The 18489-nt window shown below is 61.7% G+C and carries 14 protein-coding genes and 1 pseudogene; 12 read left to right on the plus strand and 3 right to left on the minus strand.

The window, feature by feature from the left end; all coding sequences use genetic code 11:
* Window position 1 precedes the first annotated feature (1 nt).
* The 8 genes and pseudogenes from ACM6G4_RS28605 (at window position 2) to ACM6G4_RS28640 (ending at window position 9146) form a co-directional block, all read left to right on the plus strand.
* On the plus strand, window positions 2-907 hold the full coding sequence (locus ACM6G4_RS28605) for an amidohydrolase family protein (RefSeq protein WP_053158646.1): 906 nt from the start codon (window positions 2-4) through the stop codon (window positions 905-907).
* 178 nt (window positions 908-1085) lie between these two features.
* Window positions 1086-2471 (plus strand): UbiD family decarboxylase, encoded by a 1386-nt coding sequence (locus ACM6G4_RS28610; RefSeq protein WP_056727738.1) that lies wholly within the window; start codon window positions 1086-1088, stop codon window positions 2469-2471.
* Window positions 2468-3097 (plus strand): UbiX family flavin prenyltransferase, encoded by a 630-nt coding sequence (locus ACM6G4_RS28615; protein ID WP_056727739.1) that lies wholly within the window; start codon window positions 2468-2470, stop codon window positions 3095-3097. Before ACM6G4_RS28610 ends, ACM6G4_RS28615 begins: the two co-directional genes overlap by 4 nt.
* Before the next feature lie 73 nt (window positions 3098-3170).
* Window positions 3171-4217 carry a CobW family GTP-binding protein gene (locus tag ACM6G4_RS28620; protein WP_414915105.1) on the plus strand — a complete coding sequence of 349 codons (1047 nt, stop codon included), beginning with the start codon at window positions 3171-3173 and terminating at the stop codon, window positions 4215-4217.
* 247 nt (window positions 4218-4464) lie between these two features.
* Entirely contained in the window at window positions 4465-5826 is a 1362-nt protein-coding gene (locus ACM6G4_RS28625; RefSeq protein ID WP_056727743.1) for a nucleobase:cation symporter-2 family protein, read from the plus strand.
* A 12-nt stretch (window positions 5827-5838) separates the two neighbouring features.
* Complete coding sequence (locus ACM6G4_RS28630; protein ID WP_056727745.1) at window positions 5839-7227, plus strand: amidohydrolase family protein; 1389 nt, start codon at window positions 5839-5841, stop codon at window positions 7225-7227.
* A 140-nt stretch (window positions 7228-7367) separates the two neighbouring features.
* Window positions 7368-8513, plus strand: a complete 1146-nt coding sequence (locus ACM6G4_RS28635) for an XdhC family protein (protein ID WP_414915106.1) — start codon at window positions 7368-7370, stop codon at window positions 8511-8513.
* 174 nt (window positions 8514-8687) lie between these two features.
* Window positions 8688-9146: pseudogene (locus tag ACM6G4_RS28640) on the plus strand (REP-associated tyrosine transposase).
* Window positions 9147-9237: 91 nt separating this feature from the next.
* Here ACM6G4_RS28640 and ACM6G4_RS28645 read toward each other — a convergent pair.
* Window positions 9238-10506 carry a Zn-dependent hydrolase gene (locus tag ACM6G4_RS28645; RefSeq protein ID WP_414915107.1) on the minus strand — a complete coding sequence of 423 codons (1269 nt, stop codon included), beginning with the start codon at window positions 10504-10506 and terminating at the stop codon, window positions 9238-9240.
* Window positions 10507-10647: 141 nt separating this feature from the next.
* Window positions 10648-12132 carry an NCS1 family nucleobase:cation symporter-1 gene (locus tag ACM6G4_RS28650; protein WP_409078775.1) on the minus strand — a complete coding sequence of 495 codons (1485 nt, stop codon included), beginning with the start codon at window positions 12130-12132 and terminating at the stop codon, window positions 10648-10650.
* Window positions 12133-12674: 542 nt separating this feature from the next.
* On the opposite strand from ACM6G4_RS28650, the gene hydA reads away from it, so the two are divergent.
* The 3 genes from hydA (at window position 12675) to preA (ending at window position 16930) form a co-directional block, all read left to right on the plus strand.
* On the plus strand, window positions 12675-14114 hold the full coding sequence (hydA, locus tag ACM6G4_RS28655) for a dihydropyrimidinase (RefSeq protein ID WP_414915108.1): 1440 nt from the start codon (window positions 12675-12677) through the stop codon (window positions 14112-14114).
* Window positions 14115-14287: 173 nt separating this feature from the next.
* Window positions 14288-15655 carry an NAD(P)-dependent oxidoreductase gene (locus tag ACM6G4_RS28660; RefSeq protein ID WP_414915109.1) on the plus strand — a complete coding sequence of 456 codons (1368 nt, stop codon included), beginning with the start codon at window positions 14288-14290 and terminating at the stop codon, window positions 15653-15655.
* The gene (gene preA / locus ACM6G4_RS28665; RefSeq protein ID WP_414915110.1) at window positions 15656-16930 is read left to right on the plus strand and encodes an NAD-dependent dihydropyrimidine dehydrogenase subunit PreA; all 1275 of its coding nucleotides are present in this window, start codon (window positions 15656-15658) and stop codon (window positions 16928-16930) included.
* 100 nt (window positions 16931-17030) lie between these two features.
* Here the strand turns inward: preA and ACM6G4_RS28670 are convergent, their stop codons facing one another.
* On the minus strand, window positions 17031-17651 hold the full coding sequence (locus tag ACM6G4_RS28670) for a TetR/AcrR family transcriptional regulator (RefSeq protein ID WP_223542598.1): 621 nt from the start codon (window positions 17649-17651) through the stop codon (window positions 17031-17033).
* Between the two features lie 211 nt (window positions 17652-17862).
* On the opposite strand from ACM6G4_RS28670, the gene ACM6G4_RS28675 reads away from it, so the two are divergent.
* On the plus strand, window positions 17863-18489 hold a 627-nt coding region (locus ACM6G4_RS28675), incomplete at its 3' end, for an OprD family outer membrane porin (RefSeq protein ID WP_414915111.1).

Genomic DNA, 18489 nt, shown 5'->3' on the forward strand with positions numbered 1-18489 from the left:
GATGATTATCGATACCCATCTGCACCCTACCAACCTGGTCGACGAGGCCTGGCGCCACACCGGCGAACCCTTCACCGGCGAGCGCATGCTCAAGCTGATGGACGGCCCGTACATGATCAACGGCAAGCCGCGCCGCATCGACATGGGCTTCATCCAGCCGCCACCAGGCAACACTGGTTATCGCGACGGCAACCGCCGGGGTCGTGAGGGTGTGCGTGACTACATGTCCTACGTCGCCGAACTGTGCGTGAAATACCCGGACCGCTTCATCGGCAACTTCAACTTCAACCCGCGCTGGGGACCGGAAAACGGTGCGGCGGAGCTGGAATTCCACATCAAGGAATACGGCTTCAAGATGCTCAAGCTACACGCCAACATGCACGGCTATCGCCCGGACCGGGCGCTGGACTGGTTGCGTCCGGCGATGAAGGTCTGCGCCAAGTACAACATCGTGGTGCTGATCCACACCGGGGACGGGCCGTACACCATCCCGACGATGTTCTACCCGATCATCCGCGAGTTTCCGATGGTCAATTTCATCATCGGCCACTTCGGCATCCAGACCGGCGGCAACTACTCGTTCGAAGCGTTCTGGATGGCGATGGACACGCCGAACGTCTATTGCGAATCCGGTTGGTGCTTCCAGTCGCGGATCGTCGAGTTCGCCAAGGACCTGCCGCGTAACAAGATCGTCTTCGGCACTGACTCGCCGCCGAATGAACCGGGCATGTGGCTGCGCGAACTCGAAGTGTTGTGCTCGCCTGCGCCGCAAGGCCTGGGCATCGATGAGGATCACCTTGAGGACTACCTGGGCAACAACATCGCCCGGTTGTGCGGCATCGAACCGACACCGCCGCCCAAGGACCTGATCGAGGCGGACATTCGTCTGACCACGACTTACCTCTAGCGCCTCGGAACCTGTGGGAGCGAGCTTGTTCCGGGCGGCGTTCCGACGATGACGGCGTCACATTCAACACTGACGTCAACTGACCCTCTGCTATCGCGAGCAAGCTCGCTCCCACAGGGTTCTCGCTAGCTTCAAGAGTTACTTGAACGCACAGCATTGCTTTTCACGAGGTGAAACCATGACCCTCTCGACGCTCGGCGATACCCAGGATTTTCACGATTTTCTAGACGCCTATCGCCGGCAATACCCGGACGATGTGCTCACCGTCCGGCAATCCCTTTCAGCCGACCAGGACGTCACCGCCCTGGTCGACACCCTCGCCACCCAGGGCCGCGATCCGCTGCTGATCTGCGAAAAAGTCGGCAACTTCGGCGCGCCGGTGGTCACCAACCTGTTCGCCTCCCGCACCCGCATCGCCCGGATGTTCGGCGTTGCCCCGGCGCAATTGCACGAGACTTTCCAGAAGCGCGCCAACAACCCCATCGCCCCGCGCTACGTGGAAACCGGCCCGGTGCTGGATGAAATCTTCGAAGGCGAAGCCGTGGACCTTGCGCTGCTGCCAATGCTCAAGCACTTTGACAGTGACCGCGGCCCCTATATCACCAACGCGATCATCATTGCCGAAGACCCGGTCACCGGCATTGCCAACATGAGCTATCACCGCTCGATGCGCCATGCACGGCAGACCCTCGCCACCAGCCTGCATTCACGCGGTCACCTGTGGCGCATGCTGCAAACCGCCCGGGAGCGCGGCGAAGAATTGCGCGTGGCCATGGTGGTCGGCGCGCACCCGCTGTTCATGCTGGCGGCGGCGGCACGCTTGCCGTTCGGTAGCGATGAGCGCGCGGTGGCCGGCGGCTTGTTCGGCGCGCCGCTGGAGCTGGTGAAAACCCCGCGCTACGGCATCGGCGTGCCGGCCTTTGCGGAGTTTGTCCTGGAAGGCGCCATCGATCCGACGGCCTATGCCGAAGAAGGCCCGTTCGGTGAGTTCAGCGGCTATTCCTCGGATCGTTCGACCAACAATGTGCTGCGGGTCGACACCCTGATGCGGCGCAAGGATGCCTGGCTGGTGGACGTGGTCGGTGGGCGATATGCCGAACACCTGACCCTGGCGCGGCTGCCCCGGGAAGCGGAAATGAGCGAGAAACTCAAAGCTCGCTTCCCCGCCGTCACCGCCGTGCACTACCCCAATTCCGGCACCCATTTCCACTGCTACGTCGCCCTGGACCAGAGCCGCGACGGCGAGGCGCGGCAGATCATGCTCGCCCTGCTCGGCTGGGACCCGTACCTGAAGACCGTGATCGCGGTGGACAGCGACATCGACATCGGCGACGACAGCCAGGTGCTGTGGGCGCTGGCCACGCACTTCCAGCCGCATCAGGACATCTTCGTCATCGATGGCCTGCCCGGCAGCCCGCTGGACCCGTCGTCCTCGGTCAACGGCACCACCTCGCGCATGGGCCTGGACGCCACTCGCGGCTCTGGTTTCGACGGGATCAAGGCGCAGCTGGACCAGGAGGTGGTCGAGCGTGCCCGCCAACTGCTCGCAGGCCTGCAATCATGAACCGCCAGCGCATGGTGGTCGGCATCAGCGGTGCGTCGGGCTTTATCTACGGCGTGCGCCTGCTGCAATTGCTCGCCGAGTTGAACATCGAAACCCATCTGGTCATCAGCCGCGCCGCACTGCTGACCATGGCCCACGAAACCGACTACAAACTGGCCGACGTCACCGCGCTGGCCAGCCATTACCACCGTGCCGACGACGTGGCCGCCGGGATCGCCAGCGGTTCGTTCCGTTGCCTGGGCATGGTGGTGGCGCCCTGCTCCATGCGCACCCTGGCGGAAATCGCCACCGGCACCTCTTCGGGCCTGATCGGCCGCGCCGCCGACGTCACCCTCAAGGAACGCCGCACCCTGGTGCTGATGGCCCGGGAAACCCCGCTGACCCTCGCCCACCTGCGCAACATGACGGCAATCACCGAGATGGGCGGGATCATCGCCCCGCCCGTGCCGGCCTTTTACGCCCGCCCGCAAGACCTTGCGCAAATGGTCGACCACAGCCTCGGCCGTGTCCTCGACCTGTTCGGCCTCGACGCCGGGACAGCGCGACGCTGGAGAGAACACCCAACCCCCTGTGGGAGCGAGCTTGCTCGCGATAGCGGTGGGTCAGTCCGCATCAATGCCAGCTGATATGGCCTCATCGCGAGCAAGCTCGCTTTCACAGTTGAAAGCACTCCGACCGATCGTTACCAAGGAGCATCACATGAACACCCCATTCAACGCCCCGACCCCGAACACCAAAATCCCGGTGACCATCCTCACAGGCTTCCTCGGCGCCGGCAAAACCACCCTGCTCAACTACATCCTCAAGGAAAACCACGGACGCAAGATCGCCGTGATCGAAAACGAATTCGGCGAAGTCGGCATCGACGGCGACCTGGTGCTCAGCTCCGAAACCGAAGAAATCTATGAGATGGTCAACGGCTGCGTGTGCTGCACCGCCGAGGTCCGCGAGGACCTGGTGCGCATCGTCCGCGAACTGGTGGCGCGGCCCGTGCGGCTAGACCACATCCTGATCGAAACCAGTGGCCTGGCCGACCCCTACCCGGTAGCCCAGAGCTTCTTCATCAACGACCCGATTGCCGATGAAGTGGAACTGGACGCCATCGTCACCATGGTCGATGCCAAGCACATCGCCCAGCACCTGGAAGACCTGCAACTCGACGGCGTGGACAACCAGGCGGTGGACCAGATCGTCTGCGCCGACCGCATCGTCATCAACAAGGTCGACCTGGTCAGCGCCGCCGAAGTGGCGTCCCTGAGCGACAAAATCCGGGGCCTGAATGCCACGGCGGACCTGGTGACCTCGAGCTACGCCGAGATCGATCTGTCGAAGATCCTTGGTATCGGTGCCTTCGAGTCCACGCAGAAACTCATGGAAATCGGCGCCGAACACGACCACCACGCCGATGAGCATCATCACGACCATGACGAGCCCGACCATGAGCACGACCCGAGCGTGTCGTCGGTGGGCATCGCCGTGGACGGCGCGGTCAACCTCGGTGATTTCCATCGCTGGATCACGAAACTGCGTACCGAGCAGGCCGACAACCTGTACCGCATGAAGGGCGTGCTGGCGGTGGCCGATCAAGACCAGCGCTATGTGCTGCAAGGGGTGCACAGCCTCGTCGAGTTCCGGGCCTCCACTTCATGGGGCACCGAACCGCGCTCCAGCAAGATTGTGTTCATCGGCCGCGACCTGGACCGCACGGCCCTGAACCAGGGCTTTGCCGCCTGCCTGGCAGGCTGAAAAAAGGCATCGGAGCCGGTGGATGGCGGTTCCGGGCACACGAATGACTGATGCCAATCGGTCAAGGCAACACAGAGCCTGTGGGAGCGGGCTTGCTCGCGAAGAGGCCGTCACACTCAACATCTTCGTTGACTGACACACCGCTTTCGCGAGCCCGCTCCCACCGGGATCACTGTGAACCTGAACTCTCCGGCATCAGAACGAATACCCCTCTCTACAGCATAAAAACAGCAAGAGGTGATTCCCCATGTCGTCAGCCAATACCCCTGTAACGTCCACCATCCACCCCGTCGACCGGATTCTGCCGGTACGGCAAATGCTCACCCTCGGCCTGCAACACATGGCCGTCTCGTACATCGGCGCCATCGCCGTGCCGTTGATTGTCGCCAGCGCCTTGAAGATGTCACAGGCCGATACCGTGGTGCTGATCAGCACCACGCTGTTCTGCTCGGGCATCGCCACCCTGCTGCAAACCGTCGGTTTCTGGAAATTCGGCGTGCGCCTGCCGATCCTGCAGGGCGTGGCGTTCAGCAGCGTGGGGCCGGTGATCGCCATCGGCACCAACCCGCAAGTCGGTTTCGCCGGAGTCTGCGGCGCGGTGATCGGCGCGGGGATTTTCACCATGCTGATGGCACCCTTCGTGGGTCGACTGCGGCGCTTCTTTCCACCGGTGGTCACCGGTTGCATCGTCACCGTGATCGGCTTGCAGTTGTTCCCGATTGCCTATGAGTGGGTCGGCGGCGGGCGGCATGCCAGCGACTTCGGGGCACCGGCGTACCTGGCTGTTGCGGCAGTGGTATTGCTCAGCATCCTGCTGGTCAACCGCTACGGCAGCCCGATGCTGCGCAATATGGCGGTGCTGGTGGGCATGCTGGTGGGCGCGGCGCTGGCCTACGGGCTGGGCATGGGCAGTTTTCACAGTGTGCAGGAGTCGCCATGGCTCACCGTGCCGTACCCCTTCTACTTCGGCTTGCCGACCTTCAGCCTGATCCCCATCGCCACCATGGTGGTGGTGATGATCGTGCAGATGGTCGAGTCCATGGGGCTGTTCGTGGCCATCGGCGACATCGTCGACAAACCGGTGGAAGAAAAACAGGTGATCAACGGCCTGCGCGCCAATGGCCTGGCCAGCACCATCGCCGGGATGTTCGCGGCGTTTCCGTTCATTGCCTTCATGGAGAACGTCGGGCTGGTGATCCTCACCGGCGTGCGCAGTCGCTGGGTCGTCGCGGTCAGCGGCCTGCTGATGTGCTCGGTGGCGCTGGTGCCAAAGGCCGGCGCGATCATCGCCTCGATGCCGACCGCAGCCCTCGGCGGTGCCGGGATCGCCATGTTCGGCGTGGTCGCGGCGGCGGGGATCCAGACCCTGGCCAAGGTCGACTACGAGCGCAATCGCTACAACGTGCTGATCGTCGGCTTCACCATCGCCGCCGCCCTGGTGCCGGTGCTGGCCCCGGCCCTGTTCAAGCAACTGCCCGAGTGGTCGCAGCCGTTCCTGCACAGCAGCGTGGTCATCGCCTGCCTGGTGTCGGTGTTGCTCAACGCCACCCTCAACGGTGTCAGCGTGCCTGATGCCGCCGCCAGCAAATCCGCCACCCACAGCCTCTGACCGGAGCCGACCATGACTGAACTGCAAAACATCCTGATCAAGAACCCGCTGGCGGTAATGACCGGCCTGCGCGGCCCACGGGCCCGGGCCGGCGCCGTGGATATCCGCATCGTCAACGGTCGCATCGCCGAAATGGCCGCCGGCCTTGACGCGCAACCCGGTGAACGGGTGATCGATGCGCGCAACTCGGTGGTGTATCCGGGCTGGATCAACACCCACCATCACCTGTTCCAGAACCTGCTCAAAGCCGTGCCCGAAGGCTTGAACCAGGACCTGCAAGGCTGGCTGGCCAGCGTGCCCTACCCGCGCCTCAACCGCTTCACCCCACAATTGGCGCGGATCGCCGCACAACTGGGCATGGCCGAGTTGCTACTGTCGGGGGTGACCACCTGCGCCGATCACCATTACCTCTACCATGCCAACGGCAGCACCGAGACCGGTGACCTGCTGTTCGACATGGCCGGGGAATTCGGCCTGCGTTTCGTGCTGTGCCGGGGCGGCGCGCTGGAGTCGGCCAGCGCCCATCCGGGTTTCTCGAAGACCGCGCTGCAACCGGAAACCCTGGACCAGATGGTCGGTGACATCGAACGACTGAAATCCCGTTATCACCAGGACACCCCGGACGCCTTGCGCCGGGTGGTCGTCGCACCGACCACGCCGACTTTTTCCCTGCCGCCGACGCTGCTGCGGGAACTGGCCCACACCGCCCGGGGCCTTGGCTTGCGCCTGCACACGCACCTGTCGGAAACCCAGAACTACGTGAATTTCTGCCGCGAGAAATATAACTGCCTGCCGGTGGAGTTCGTCGCCGAACACGAATGGCTCGGCCCGGACGTGTGGTTCGCCCACGCGGTGCACCTGCAACCCGGTGAAATCCGCATGCTCGCGCAAACCGGCACCGGCATTTCCCACTGCCCGGTGAGCAATGCGCGCCTGGGTAGCGGCGTGGCACCGGTGCCGCAGATGTTCGAAGCCGGGGTGCCGATTTCCCTCGGCGTGGATGGCGTGGCGTCCAACGAATCCGGAAGCATGGTCGGTGAAGCGAACACCGCGTGGCTGATTCACCGGGCCGGGCAAGGCGCCTCGGCCACCACCGCCGAAGATGTCATCCACTGGGGCACGGCGGGTGGTGCACAGGTGCTGGGGCTGGGTGCGGTCGGCACCCTTGAAATCGGTCAGGCGGCGGACCTGGTGATCTACGGTCTGGACCATCCGCGCTTCTTCGGCTTCCACGACATTGCCGTGGCGCCCGTGGTGGCGGGCGAACCGATTGCGGTGAAGTACAGCCTGGTCGGTGGCCGGGTGGTGGTCGATAACGGCGTGATTCCGGGGCTGGATGTGCAGCGGATGCGGGCCGAGGCGTGGGATGGGGTGCGGCAGTTGATGAGCGTGGACGACTGACCCACCACCAACACAAATCCCCCTGTAGGAGCTGCCGAAGGCTGCGATCTTTTGATTTTGCTTTTTTTAAGATCAAGGTCAAAAGATCGCCGCCTTCGGCAGCTCCTACAGGATCGCCTTCATTTTCAGGAAGAGATGCCATGTCCGGCCTCAATGATCTTCTACAAGCCATCGACACCGGCGCCCAGGCCGGCGAAGAAACCATCCTCGCCACCGTGGTCAAGGTCGAAGGCTCGGCCTATCGCCGCCCCGGCGCACGAATGCTCATTCCCCTGCATGGCCGCACCGTCGGCACCGTCAGCGGCGGTTGCCTGGAGCAGGACCTGGCGAAAAAAGCCTGGTGGCTGACCGACTCCGGCGAACCCGTGGTGCGCCGCTACAGCACCGGCGCCACCGAGGATGAGGACGATGAGCAAAGCGCCCTGACCTTTGGCCTGGGTTGCAACGGCACGGTATTCGTCATGCTTGAACGCCTGCACGCAAAGTCGCCTTCACCTGCAATCGAACTGCTGCGCCGTGTACGTGACAGTCAACAACCGGCCGCCATGGCCACGGTGATCGCCACGTCTCGCAATGCCTCGGCGCGGGTCGGTGACCGTCTGCTGTCCGACACCGATAGCACCCTGCGCAACCTGCCATTGAAAATCGCGATTCGCCAGGACCTGCGCAAGACACTGGCGCAAAAAAAATCATCGATACGCCTCTACACCGACGCCCGTGGTGAAGTCGAAGTGTTTTTCGAATACATCGCCCCGCCACCTCGTTTGGTGATCTTCGGTGCCGGCCACGACGCGCAGCCCTTGGTGCGCATGGCCAAACTGCTGAACTGGCACGTCTCGGTGATCGACAGTCGCAGCCACTTCGCTCGCCCCGAACGCTTCCCCCAGGCCGATGCGGTGATCTTCGCCAGCCTCGACAACCCGTTCGACCTGCGCCCCCTGACCGACGGCGCCGCCGTGACCGTGATGACCCACAGCTATTGCCAGGACCGGCACTGGCTCGGACAACTGTTGCAAGCCGCGCCCGCCTACCTTGGCCAACTCGGTCCGAAGGAGCGCACGGAGCGCTTGCTGGCTGAAATCGGTCCGGGCACGTGCGCCCTGCATTACCCGATGGGCCTCGACCTGGGTGGCGATGCACCGGAAAACGTGGCGCTGTCGATACTCGCGGAGATAACGGCGGTGATGAATCAACGCCAGGGCGGGATGCTCAGGCATCGGCGCAAACCGATTCACCTGGCGGATCTGTCGATCAGTGAAAAGCTTGAGGTCGTAGCGGTGGGTTGAAGATCAAAAGATCGCAGCCTGCGGCAGCTCCTACAGGGGACGCATTCTCCGTAGGAGCTGCCGCAGGCTGCGATCTTTTCAAGTTACTCGAAACAAACCGAAAAACCTCGGGCAAATGGAGCGAAAACTCTCGGCTAGTGTTCAATGATCCACTCGTTCAAAGAGGGCAACGGAATGCCTATCGCTGCAAAAGGATGCCGTCTGCGTAAAGCTCGGGTTTCCGAATCAGGGCGTATCTATCTGCTGACCGCAGTCACTCATCAACGTCGACCGGTGTTCTCAGACGTTCATTTGGGACGTCAGCTTGTCAGTCAACTGCGCAGTGCCGATGAAAGCGCCACCGTAAATTCCTTGGCCTGGGTAGTGATGCCGGACCATTTGCATTGGTTGGTCGAACTGAACCAAGGCACATTGGCCGAGCTTATGTGTCGCATCAAATCCAGAAGCAGCCGGTCGATCAATCTGATGTTGGGAGACTTAGGCCAAGTGTAGCAACGCGGCTATTACGATCGGGCACTGCGCAAAGAGGAAGACATCAAAGACGCTGCCCGCTACATCGTTATGAATCCCTTGCGCGCAGGGCTGGTGAAGCGAATTGGGGACTATCCGTTGTGGGATGCCATTTGGGTTTGAAGAATCACGATCAAAAGATCGCAGCCTGCGGCAGCTCCTACGGAGAATGCGTCCCCTGTAGGAGCTGCCGCAGGCTGCGATCTTTTGCTGATCAAGCAGCCAATGCCGCCGAAGCCGCCAGCATCGCCCGCAACAACACCGCACAACCGGCCGCGAGGTCATCCGGCGCGGCGTTTTCGATTTCGTTGTGGCTGATGCCGCCTTCGCAGGGCACGAAGATCATCCCGGCCGGGCCGAGTTCGGCGAGGAAGATTGCGTCGTGGCCTGCGCCGCTGACGATGTCCATGTGCGACAGGCCCAGGCCTTGGGCGGCGCCGCGCACGGCTTCGACGCAGCCTTTGTCGAAGTACAGCGGCGGGAAGTCGGCCGTTGGCGTGAGTTCGAAGGTCAGGCCGTGTTCTTCGCAGGTGGTTTCGATGACTTCGCGCACTTCAGCGATCATCGAGTCCAGGCGCGCCGGTTCCAGGTGCCGGAAGTCCAGGGTCATGCGCACTTCGCCGGGTATGACGTTGCGCGAGCCGGGATAAGCTTGCAGGCAACCCACGGTGCCGCAGGCATGAGGTTGGTGGCTGAGGGCGGCGCGGTTGAGCGCACCGACGATCACCGCGGCGCCGACCAGGGCGTCCTTGCGCAGGTGCATCGGGGTCGGGCCGGCGTGGGCTTCGACGCCGCGCAACGTGAGGTCAAACCATTTCTGCCCGAGGGCGCCCATGACCACGCCTATGGTCTTGTGTTCGTCTTCAAGGATCGGGCCTTGCTCGATGTGGGCTTCAAAGTAGGCACCGACTTTGTGGCCGCTGACTTTGCGTGGGCCGGCGTAGCCAATGGCATTCAGTGCTTCACCCACGGTCACGCCCTCGGCATCGACCTTGGCCAGGGTTTCCTCGAGGGTGAATTTTTCCGCGAACACGCCGGAACCCATCATGCACGGGGCGAAGCGCGAGCCTTCCTCGTTGGTCCAGACCACCACTTCCAGCGGCGCTTCGGTTTCGATGTTCAGATCATTGAGGGTGCGCAGCACTTCGACGCCCGCCAGCACACCGAAGCAGCCATCGAACTTGCCGCCGGTGGGCTGGGTGTCGATGTGGCTGCCGGTCATCACCGGTGGCAGGTCGGGATTGCGCCCGGGACGACGGGCGAAGATATTGCCGACGGCGTCGATGCTGACGGTGCAGCCGGCCTCCTCACACCATTTGACGAAGATGTCCCGGGCCTGGCGGTCGAGGTCGGTCAGGGCCAGGCGACACACGCCGCCCTTGACCGTGGCGCCGAGCCTGGCCAGTTCCATGAGCGATTGCCACAGGCGGTCGCGGTTGATGTGCTGATGGCTGGACTGCAGAACGTCTACGGCCGCGTTCATGATGATCTCCTCAGGCTGTTCTTGTGTGTTTCTTCAGGCAATTTGTTGGTGTTTGTGCGGCCGTCTTCGCGAGCAAGCCCGCTCCCACATTTGGAATGCATTCCCCTGTGGGAGCGGGCTTGCTCGCGAAGAGGCCATCAGCTACACCGCAGATTTCGCAACAGATGGGCTGGGCCGCATCACACTCAACCCGTAATAAATAACCCCACCCAGCGCCGAGCCGGTGAACCAGCCATAGCTGTAGAACCAGCTGAACGCATCGCTGCCCAGGGACAACAACGTCAGCACCACCGGCACACCAAACGCGATGAACCCGCTCCAGTTCCACGCCGGATACACGTCATCGCGATACAGGCCCGCAAGGTCCAGTTGCTGTTTCTTGATCAGGAAATAGTCCACCACCATGATCCCGGCGATCGGCCCCAGCAGGCTGGAATAGCCAAGCAACCAGTTGGAATAGACGGTTTCGAGACTGACGTCCGAGACAATCAGGCCCAGTTTTTTCAGCAGCTCATGGGCCATCAATGCCAACCCGACAAACCCGGTGAGCAATACTGCCTTGGTGCGGTTGATCGCCTTGGGCGCGATGTTCTGGAAGTCATTGGTCGGCGACACGATGTTGGCTGCGGTATTGGTCGACAGCGTGGCGATGATGATCAGCGCCATTGCCAGTGCGACCCAAACGGGGCTCTGGATATGGCCGATCAAGGTCACCGGATCGGACACCGTCACCCCCACCAGTTTCACCGACGCGGCGGTCATCACCACGCCGAGGGACGCGAACAGGAACATGGTCAGCGGCAAACCGATGATCTGCCCGACGATCTGGTCCTTCTGGCTTTTCGCGTAGCGACTGAAGTCCGGGATGTTCAGTGACAGCGTGGCCCAAAAGCCGACCATCGCCGTCAGCCCGGCGGCGAAGTAGCTGGCCACGCCGGCGCCTTCGGGACGCTTGGCCGGAATTGCCAGCAATTCGGTCATCGACACGTTGGGCATGGCCCAGACCAACAGGCCTACGCCCACCAGCACCAACAGCGGAGCCGACAGGGTTTCCAGCCATTTGATCGACTCGGCGCCGCGAATCACCACCCACAGGTTCAGCGCCCAGAACACCATGAAGCCGATGACCTCGCCGGTGCCGCCCAGGGATTTCCAGCCCTCGAACACCGAGCCGAGGAACAGGTGAATCGCCAGCCCGCCGAACATGGTCTGGATGCCGAACCAGCCGCACGCCACCAGGGCGCGAATCAGGCACGGAATATTGGAACCGAGCACGCCGAAGGACGAGCGCAGCAGCACCGGAAAGGGAATGCCGTACTTGGTGCCGGGAAAGGCGTTAAGCGTCAGGGGAATCAGCACGATGATGTTGGCAAACAGAATCGCCAGCAGCGCTTCACCGACGGACAGGCCGAAGTACGCGGTCAGCACGCCACCGAGGGTGTAGGTCGGCACGCAGATCGCCATGCCGACCCACAGCGCGGTGATGTGCCATTTGTTCCAGGTGCGTTCGCGCACCTTGGTCGGTGCAATGTCGTGGTTGTAACGGGGACTGTCGAGGACATCGCTGCCGGCTTCGAGCTCGAACAAGCCGTCGCGCTCGGTCACTTGCGATCTGATCTGTTGCATGGCCGCTCCACTGTTCTTTTGATTATTGTTGCTCATCGGGGGCTGGCGACATCAATAAACGTGCCGTGTACCCCGAATACGCATCGGGCAGTTCCATAAACACATTGCAACCCACTGATGTTTATCAGTTTTATTCGCTGACTCGACTATTTGTCAGGCCACTCAGGCCGAATGCCAGGCAAGTTGTCGAAACAGTCAGGACTCAAACTGGTGCATTGATCTTTTTTTCAATGGCTGCGCATCAACCATAGACCATACTCAAACAGCTGATTTCACATAAGAAATCTTGACTATTTTTCGATCCTGTCAAGTGCGTCAAAATGGTGAACAGCCTCACCATTTTGGTGATTCTTAAATTTAATCATTAAATATCAATTAGTTAGTAACAGAATAAGCTTATAAAAAATATTCTTGCCGATTCGGAAAACTGCAGCTAGCGTTTAATCCTGACAGCACTGACAGGAATCAATCTGGCCGGGCTGTTTTTAAAATAGAACATCTAGAACCGGCATAAGCCGGTCATTGCCTGCGAGGAACTCGGAATGTCTCTGTTGATCCGTGGCGCCACCCTTATTACCCATGATGAAAGTTATCGCGCCGATGTGTATTGCGCAGACGGCGTGATCAAGGCCATCGGCGAAAATCTCGATGTACCCGCAGGCGCCGAAGTGCTCGACGGCAGCGGCCAATACCTGATGCCCGGCGGCATCGACCCGCACACCCACATGCAACTGCCCTTCATGGGCACAGTGGCCAGCGAAGACTTCTTCAGCGGTACGGCGGCGGGACTGGCCGGCGGTACCACCTCAATCATCGACTTCGTGATTCCCAACCCGCAGCAATCCTTGCTCGAAGCCTTCCATCAGTGGCGCGGCTGGGCCGAGAAGTCGGCGTCGGACTACGGCTTTCACGTCGCCATCACCTGGTGGAGCGAACAGGTCCGCGAGGAAATGGCCGAGCTGGTCAGCCAGCACGGCGTCAACAGCTTCAAGCATTTCATGGCCTACAAGAACGCGATCATGGCCGCCGATGACACCCTGGTGGCGAGTTTCGAACGCTGTCTGGAATTGGGCGCGGTGCCGACCGTTCACGCGGAAAACGGTGAACTGGTGTATCACCTGCAACGCAAGCTGATGGCCCAGGGCATCACCGGGCCGGAAGCGCATCCCCTGTCGCGTCCTTCCCAGGTTGAAGGCGAAGCCGCGAGCCGGGCGATCCGCATCGCCGAAACCCTGGGCACGCCGCTGTACCTGGTCCACGTCTCGACCAAGGAAGCCCTGGACGAAATCACCTACGCCCGGGGCAAGGGCCAGCCGGTCTACGGCGAAGTACTGGCCGGGCACCTGCTGCTGGACGACAGCGTCTACCGCGATCCGGACTGGCAAACCGCCGCCGGTTACGTGATGAGCCCGCCGTTCCGTCCTCGCGGCCATCAAGAGGCGCTCTGGCATGGCCTGCAGTCGGGCAACCTGCACACCACCGCCACCGACCACTGCTGCTTCTGCGCCGAGCAAAAAGCCGCTGGCCGCGACGACTTCAGCAAGATCCCCAACGGCACCGCCGGCATCGAAGACCGCATGGCCGTGTTGTGGGAGGAAGGCGTGAACAGCGGACGCTTTTCGATGCAGCAATTCGTCGCGCTGACCTCCACCAACACAGCGAAGATCTTCAACCTCTACCCACGCAAAGGCTCGATACGCGTGGGTGCCGATGCCGACCTGGTGCTATGGGACCCGCAAGGCACGCGGACCATTTCCGCCAAGACCCACCATCAGCAGGTGGACTTCAACATCTTCGAAGGCAAGACCGTGCGCGGCGTGCCCAGCCACACCATCAGCCAGGGCCGCGTGGTCTGGGCCGACGGCGACCTGCGGGCCGAACGCGGCGTCGGGCGCTATATCGAGCGGCCGGCGTATCCGGCGGTGTTTGATTTGCTGAGCAAGCGGGCTGAGTTGAATCAGCCGGTTGCTGTGAAACGCTGAGAACGACCCATCCCTCTGTAGGAGCTGCCGAAGGCTGCGATCTTTTGACTTTGATCTAAAAAAGCAAAATCAAAAGATCGCAGCCTTCGGCAGCTCCTACGGGGGGGGACTGAGCAAGATTCAAATAATGCCCATTCAGAGGCAGCACCTCAAATAACCGTGAGGCCAAAACCGTGATCAAGACCCTGGACCACCTCCCGCATCCCCAAGAGAATGCGGCCGCCCTCGCTGGCCACTTCACCGATCTGGCGCCGCCGCTCAACGAGCGCCAGGCGCACCTGGAAGCGTCGCGCTGTCTGTATTGCTACGACGCGCCCTGCGTCAATGCCTGCCCGAGCGAGATCGACATTCCCTCGTTCATCCGCAACATTGCGCAGGACAACGTGCAAGGCGCCGCGCAGAAGATCCTTTCGGCCAACATCCTCGGCGGCAGTTGCGCCCGGGTTTGCCCAACGGAAATTCTTTGCCAGCAAGCCTGCGTGCGCAACAACGCTCACGAATGCGCGCCGGTCATGATCGGCCTGTTGCAACGCTACGCCGTGGACAACGCCCACTTCAGCACGCACCCGTTCCAGCGTGCTGCCGCCACCGGCAAACGCATCGCCGTGGTCGGTGCCGGTCCGGCCGGTTTGTCCTGTGCCCACCGCAGCGCCATGCACGGGCATGACGTGGTGATCTTCGAGGCGCGGGAGAAGGCTGGCGGCCTCAACGAGTACGGGATCGCCAAATACAAACTGGTGGATGACTACGCGCAAAAGGAGCTTGAGTTCCTGTTGCAGATTGGCGGGATTGAAATCCGCCACGGGCAAAAACTCGGGGACAACCTGACCCTCAGCGAACTGCACCAACAGTTCGACGCGGTGTTCCTCGGCCTCGGGCTCAATGCCAGCAAACAGCTGGGCCTGGCCCACGAAGACGCGCCCGGCCTGCTCGCCGCCACCGATTACATTCGCGAACTGCGCCAGGCCGATGACCTGAGCCAACTGCCCCTGGCCGACCACTGCATTGTCCTAGGCGCGGGCAACACCGCCATCGACATGGCGGTGCAAATGGCCCGCCTCGGTGCCCACGATGTGAATCTGGTGTATCGCCGTGGCGTCGAGGACATGGGTGCCACCCATCACGAACAGGAGATTGCCAAGGCCAATCAGGTGCGGCTGATGACCTGGGCACAACCCGAAGAAGTGCTGCTCGATGACCAGGGCCGCGTGCGCGGCATGCGTTTCGCCCGCACTCATCTGCTGGAAGGTCGCCTGCAAACCACCGGTGAAACCTTCGAACTGGCCGCCAACGCGATCTTCAAAGCCATCGGCCAGGCCTTCGACGGCAGCGCCCTCAGCGATCCGCTGGCCCGGGAACTCAAGCGTCAGGGCGAGCGCATCGAAGTCGATGAAAACCTGCGTACCAGCATCCCCGGCGTGTATGCCGGCGGTGACTGCACCAGCCTCGATCAAGACCTCACCGTGCAAGCCGTGCAGCATGGCAAGCGCGCCGCCGAGGCGATCAATGCTCAACTGATGCTCAACGTGGAGGCTGCGTAAATGGCCGATCTGTCGATTGTCTTCGCCGGCATCAAAGCACCCAATCCATTCTGGCTGGCCTCCGCGCCGCCGACCGACAAGGCCTACAACGTGGTCCGCGCCTTCGAGGCCGGCTGGGGCGGCGTGGTCTGGAAAACCCTGGGTGAGGACCCGGCGGCGGTGAACGTGTCGTCGCGCTACTCGGCGCACTTCGGGGCTAACCGGGAGGTACTGGGCTTTAACAACATCGAGTTGATCACTGACCGCTCGCTGGAGATCAACCTGCGGGAAATCACCCAAGTCAAAAAGGACTGGCCGGACCGCGCGCTGATTGTGTCCTTGATGGTGCCTTGCGTCGAAGAGTCCTGGAAACACATCCTCCCACTGGTGGAAGCCACCGGCGCCGACGGCATCGAGCTGAACTTCGGTTGCCCCCACGGCATGCCGGAGCGCGGCATGGGCGCAGCGGTCGGCCAGGTGCCGGAATACGTGGAACAGGTCACCCGCTGGTGCAAGACGTATTGCTCGTTGCCGGTGATCGTCAAGCTCACGCCGAACATCACCGACATCCGCGTCGCCGCCCGTGCCGCCCACCGAGGCGGTGCCGATGCGGTGTCGTTGATCAACACCATCAATTCGATCACCAGCGTCAACCTCGAACGCATGGTCGCCAACCCCATGGTCGGCAGCCAAAGCACCCACGGCGGTTACTGCGGCTCGGCGGTCAAGCCGATTGCCTTGAACATGGTCGCCGAAATCGCCCGCGACCCGCAGACCCAGGGCCTGCCGATCAGCGGCATCGGCGGTATCGGCAACTGGCGCGACGCCGCGGAATTCATCGCCCTGGGCAGTGGCTCGGTGCAGGTGTGCACGGCAGCGATGTTGCATGGTTTCCGGATTGTCGATGAGATGAAGGACGGTTTGTCACGCTGGATGGACAGTCAAGGCTATGCCAGCATCTCGGAGTTTTCCCGCCGCGCGGTGGCCAACACCACAGACTGGAAGTACCTGGACATCAACTACCAGGTGATCGCGAAAATCGATCAGGAGGCGTGTATTGGTTGCGGTCGTTGCCATATCGCGTGTGAGGACACCTCGCACCAGGCCGTGGCCAGCCTCAAGCAAGCGGACGGCACCCACAAGTATCAAGTGATCGATGAGGAGTGCGTAGGCTGCAACCTGTGCCAGATCACCTGCCCGGTACAGGACTGCATCGAGATGGTGCCGGTGGAGACCGGCAAGCCGTTCCTGGACTGGAATCATGATCCGAGGAATCCGTATCACGTCGTGGTTTGAATTATAAGATCAAAAGATCGCAGCCTTCGGCAGCTCCTACAGGGGACGCATTTCTTTGTAGGAGCTGCCGAAGGCTGCGATCTTTTCTGCCTGTAAGATCTCAAGGCTCCAACCCGATCCCCCGCAAAATCACGCTCGTCACCGTCTGCACCGCCTTTTCGAACTGCATGTCCGACAGTGGCTGATGATCGTTGAGAATGTTCACCTGGTGATCGAAGTCGGCGTAGTGCTGGGTCGAGGCCCAGATCATGTACAGCAGGCTCGAGGGCTCCACCGGCAGGATGCGTTTGTCCTCCACCCACTGGCGGATTTTCGCTTCCTTCATCTTGGCCCAGTCGTACAGGCTCGCATCCAGCGCTTCGCCGAGGGTCGGCGCGCCATGGATGATTTCGTTGGCCCAGACTTTCGAGCCATACGGCCGGCTGCGGGAATGGTTCATCTTGGCGCGGATGTAGCTGCTGAGCACCACGCGCGGGTCATCGAACATCTCGAAGCACAGCGCGTCCTGCTTCCAGACTTCCAGCAAGTCGAACAGCACGGCGCTGTACAACTCGGTCTTGGTGCTGAAGTAGTAGTGCAGGTTGGAACGCGGCAGTTGCACTTCAGCGGCGATGTCGGCCATGGCGGTGCTGCCGAAGCCCTTTTCAGCGAAGACTTTTTCCGCCCCCAGCAGGATTTTTTCGACGTTACTGCGACGTATCTCGATCTTGTGATTGCCCATGCGGATCCCCGACCCCAACGTTGAGCAAGACTAGCATCCGCTCTAGCTCGCGGCGACAGAGTCAAACCAAACATTTCACTCCCCATCTGCCAGACAGGTCATCGTATAACTTCCGATTGACAACACTGAAGCGGCCTGCAAATAATCGCCGCCAATGTTGTACGACGACGTATGACAAACAATAAAAACAAAAAAGAAAGGGAGCGTCACAGTGAGCAAGCTCGCCCGCAATTCGTCAATCCGTAGTTCACGGCCTACCCTCACCCGTCGCCATTCTCTCAGCCTGATCGGCTGCAGCGGCCTGGCCCTCGTCCTGCCCATCACCTGCCAGGCCGAAGGTTTCACCGACGACGCCAAGGCCACGTTGAACCTGCGCAACGCCTACATCAACCGCAACTACACCAACCCGGCCTACCCCCAGGGCAAGGCTGAAGAGTGGACGCAGAACTTCATTCTCGATGCCCGCTCCGGTTTCACCCAGGGTCCTGTGGGCTTCGGTGTTGATGTGCTGGGCCTGTACTCGCAGAAGCTCGATGGCGGCAAAGGCAGCGGCGGCACCCAACTGTTGCCGATCCACGACGACGGCCGCCCCGCCGACAATTTCGGCCGGCTCGGCGTGGCGCTCAAAGGCAAGATCTCGAAAACCGAATTGAAGGTCGGTGAATGGATGCCGGTGCTGCCGATCCTGCGTTCCGACGATGGCCGCTCGCTGCCGCAGACCTTCCAGGGCGCTCAGGTGACCTCCAGCGAAATCAGCGGCCTGACGCTCTATGGCGGTCAATTCCAGAAAAACAGCCCGCGTAACGACGCGAGCATGGAAGACATGTTCATGAACGGT

It is taken from the genome of Pseudomonas sp. IT-P258, from assembly GCF_949767825.1.
In the GTDB taxonomy this organism is placed as follows: domain Bacteria; phylum Pseudomonadota; class Gammaproteobacteria; order Pseudomonadales; family Pseudomonadaceae; genus Aquipseudomonas; species Aquipseudomonas monachiensis.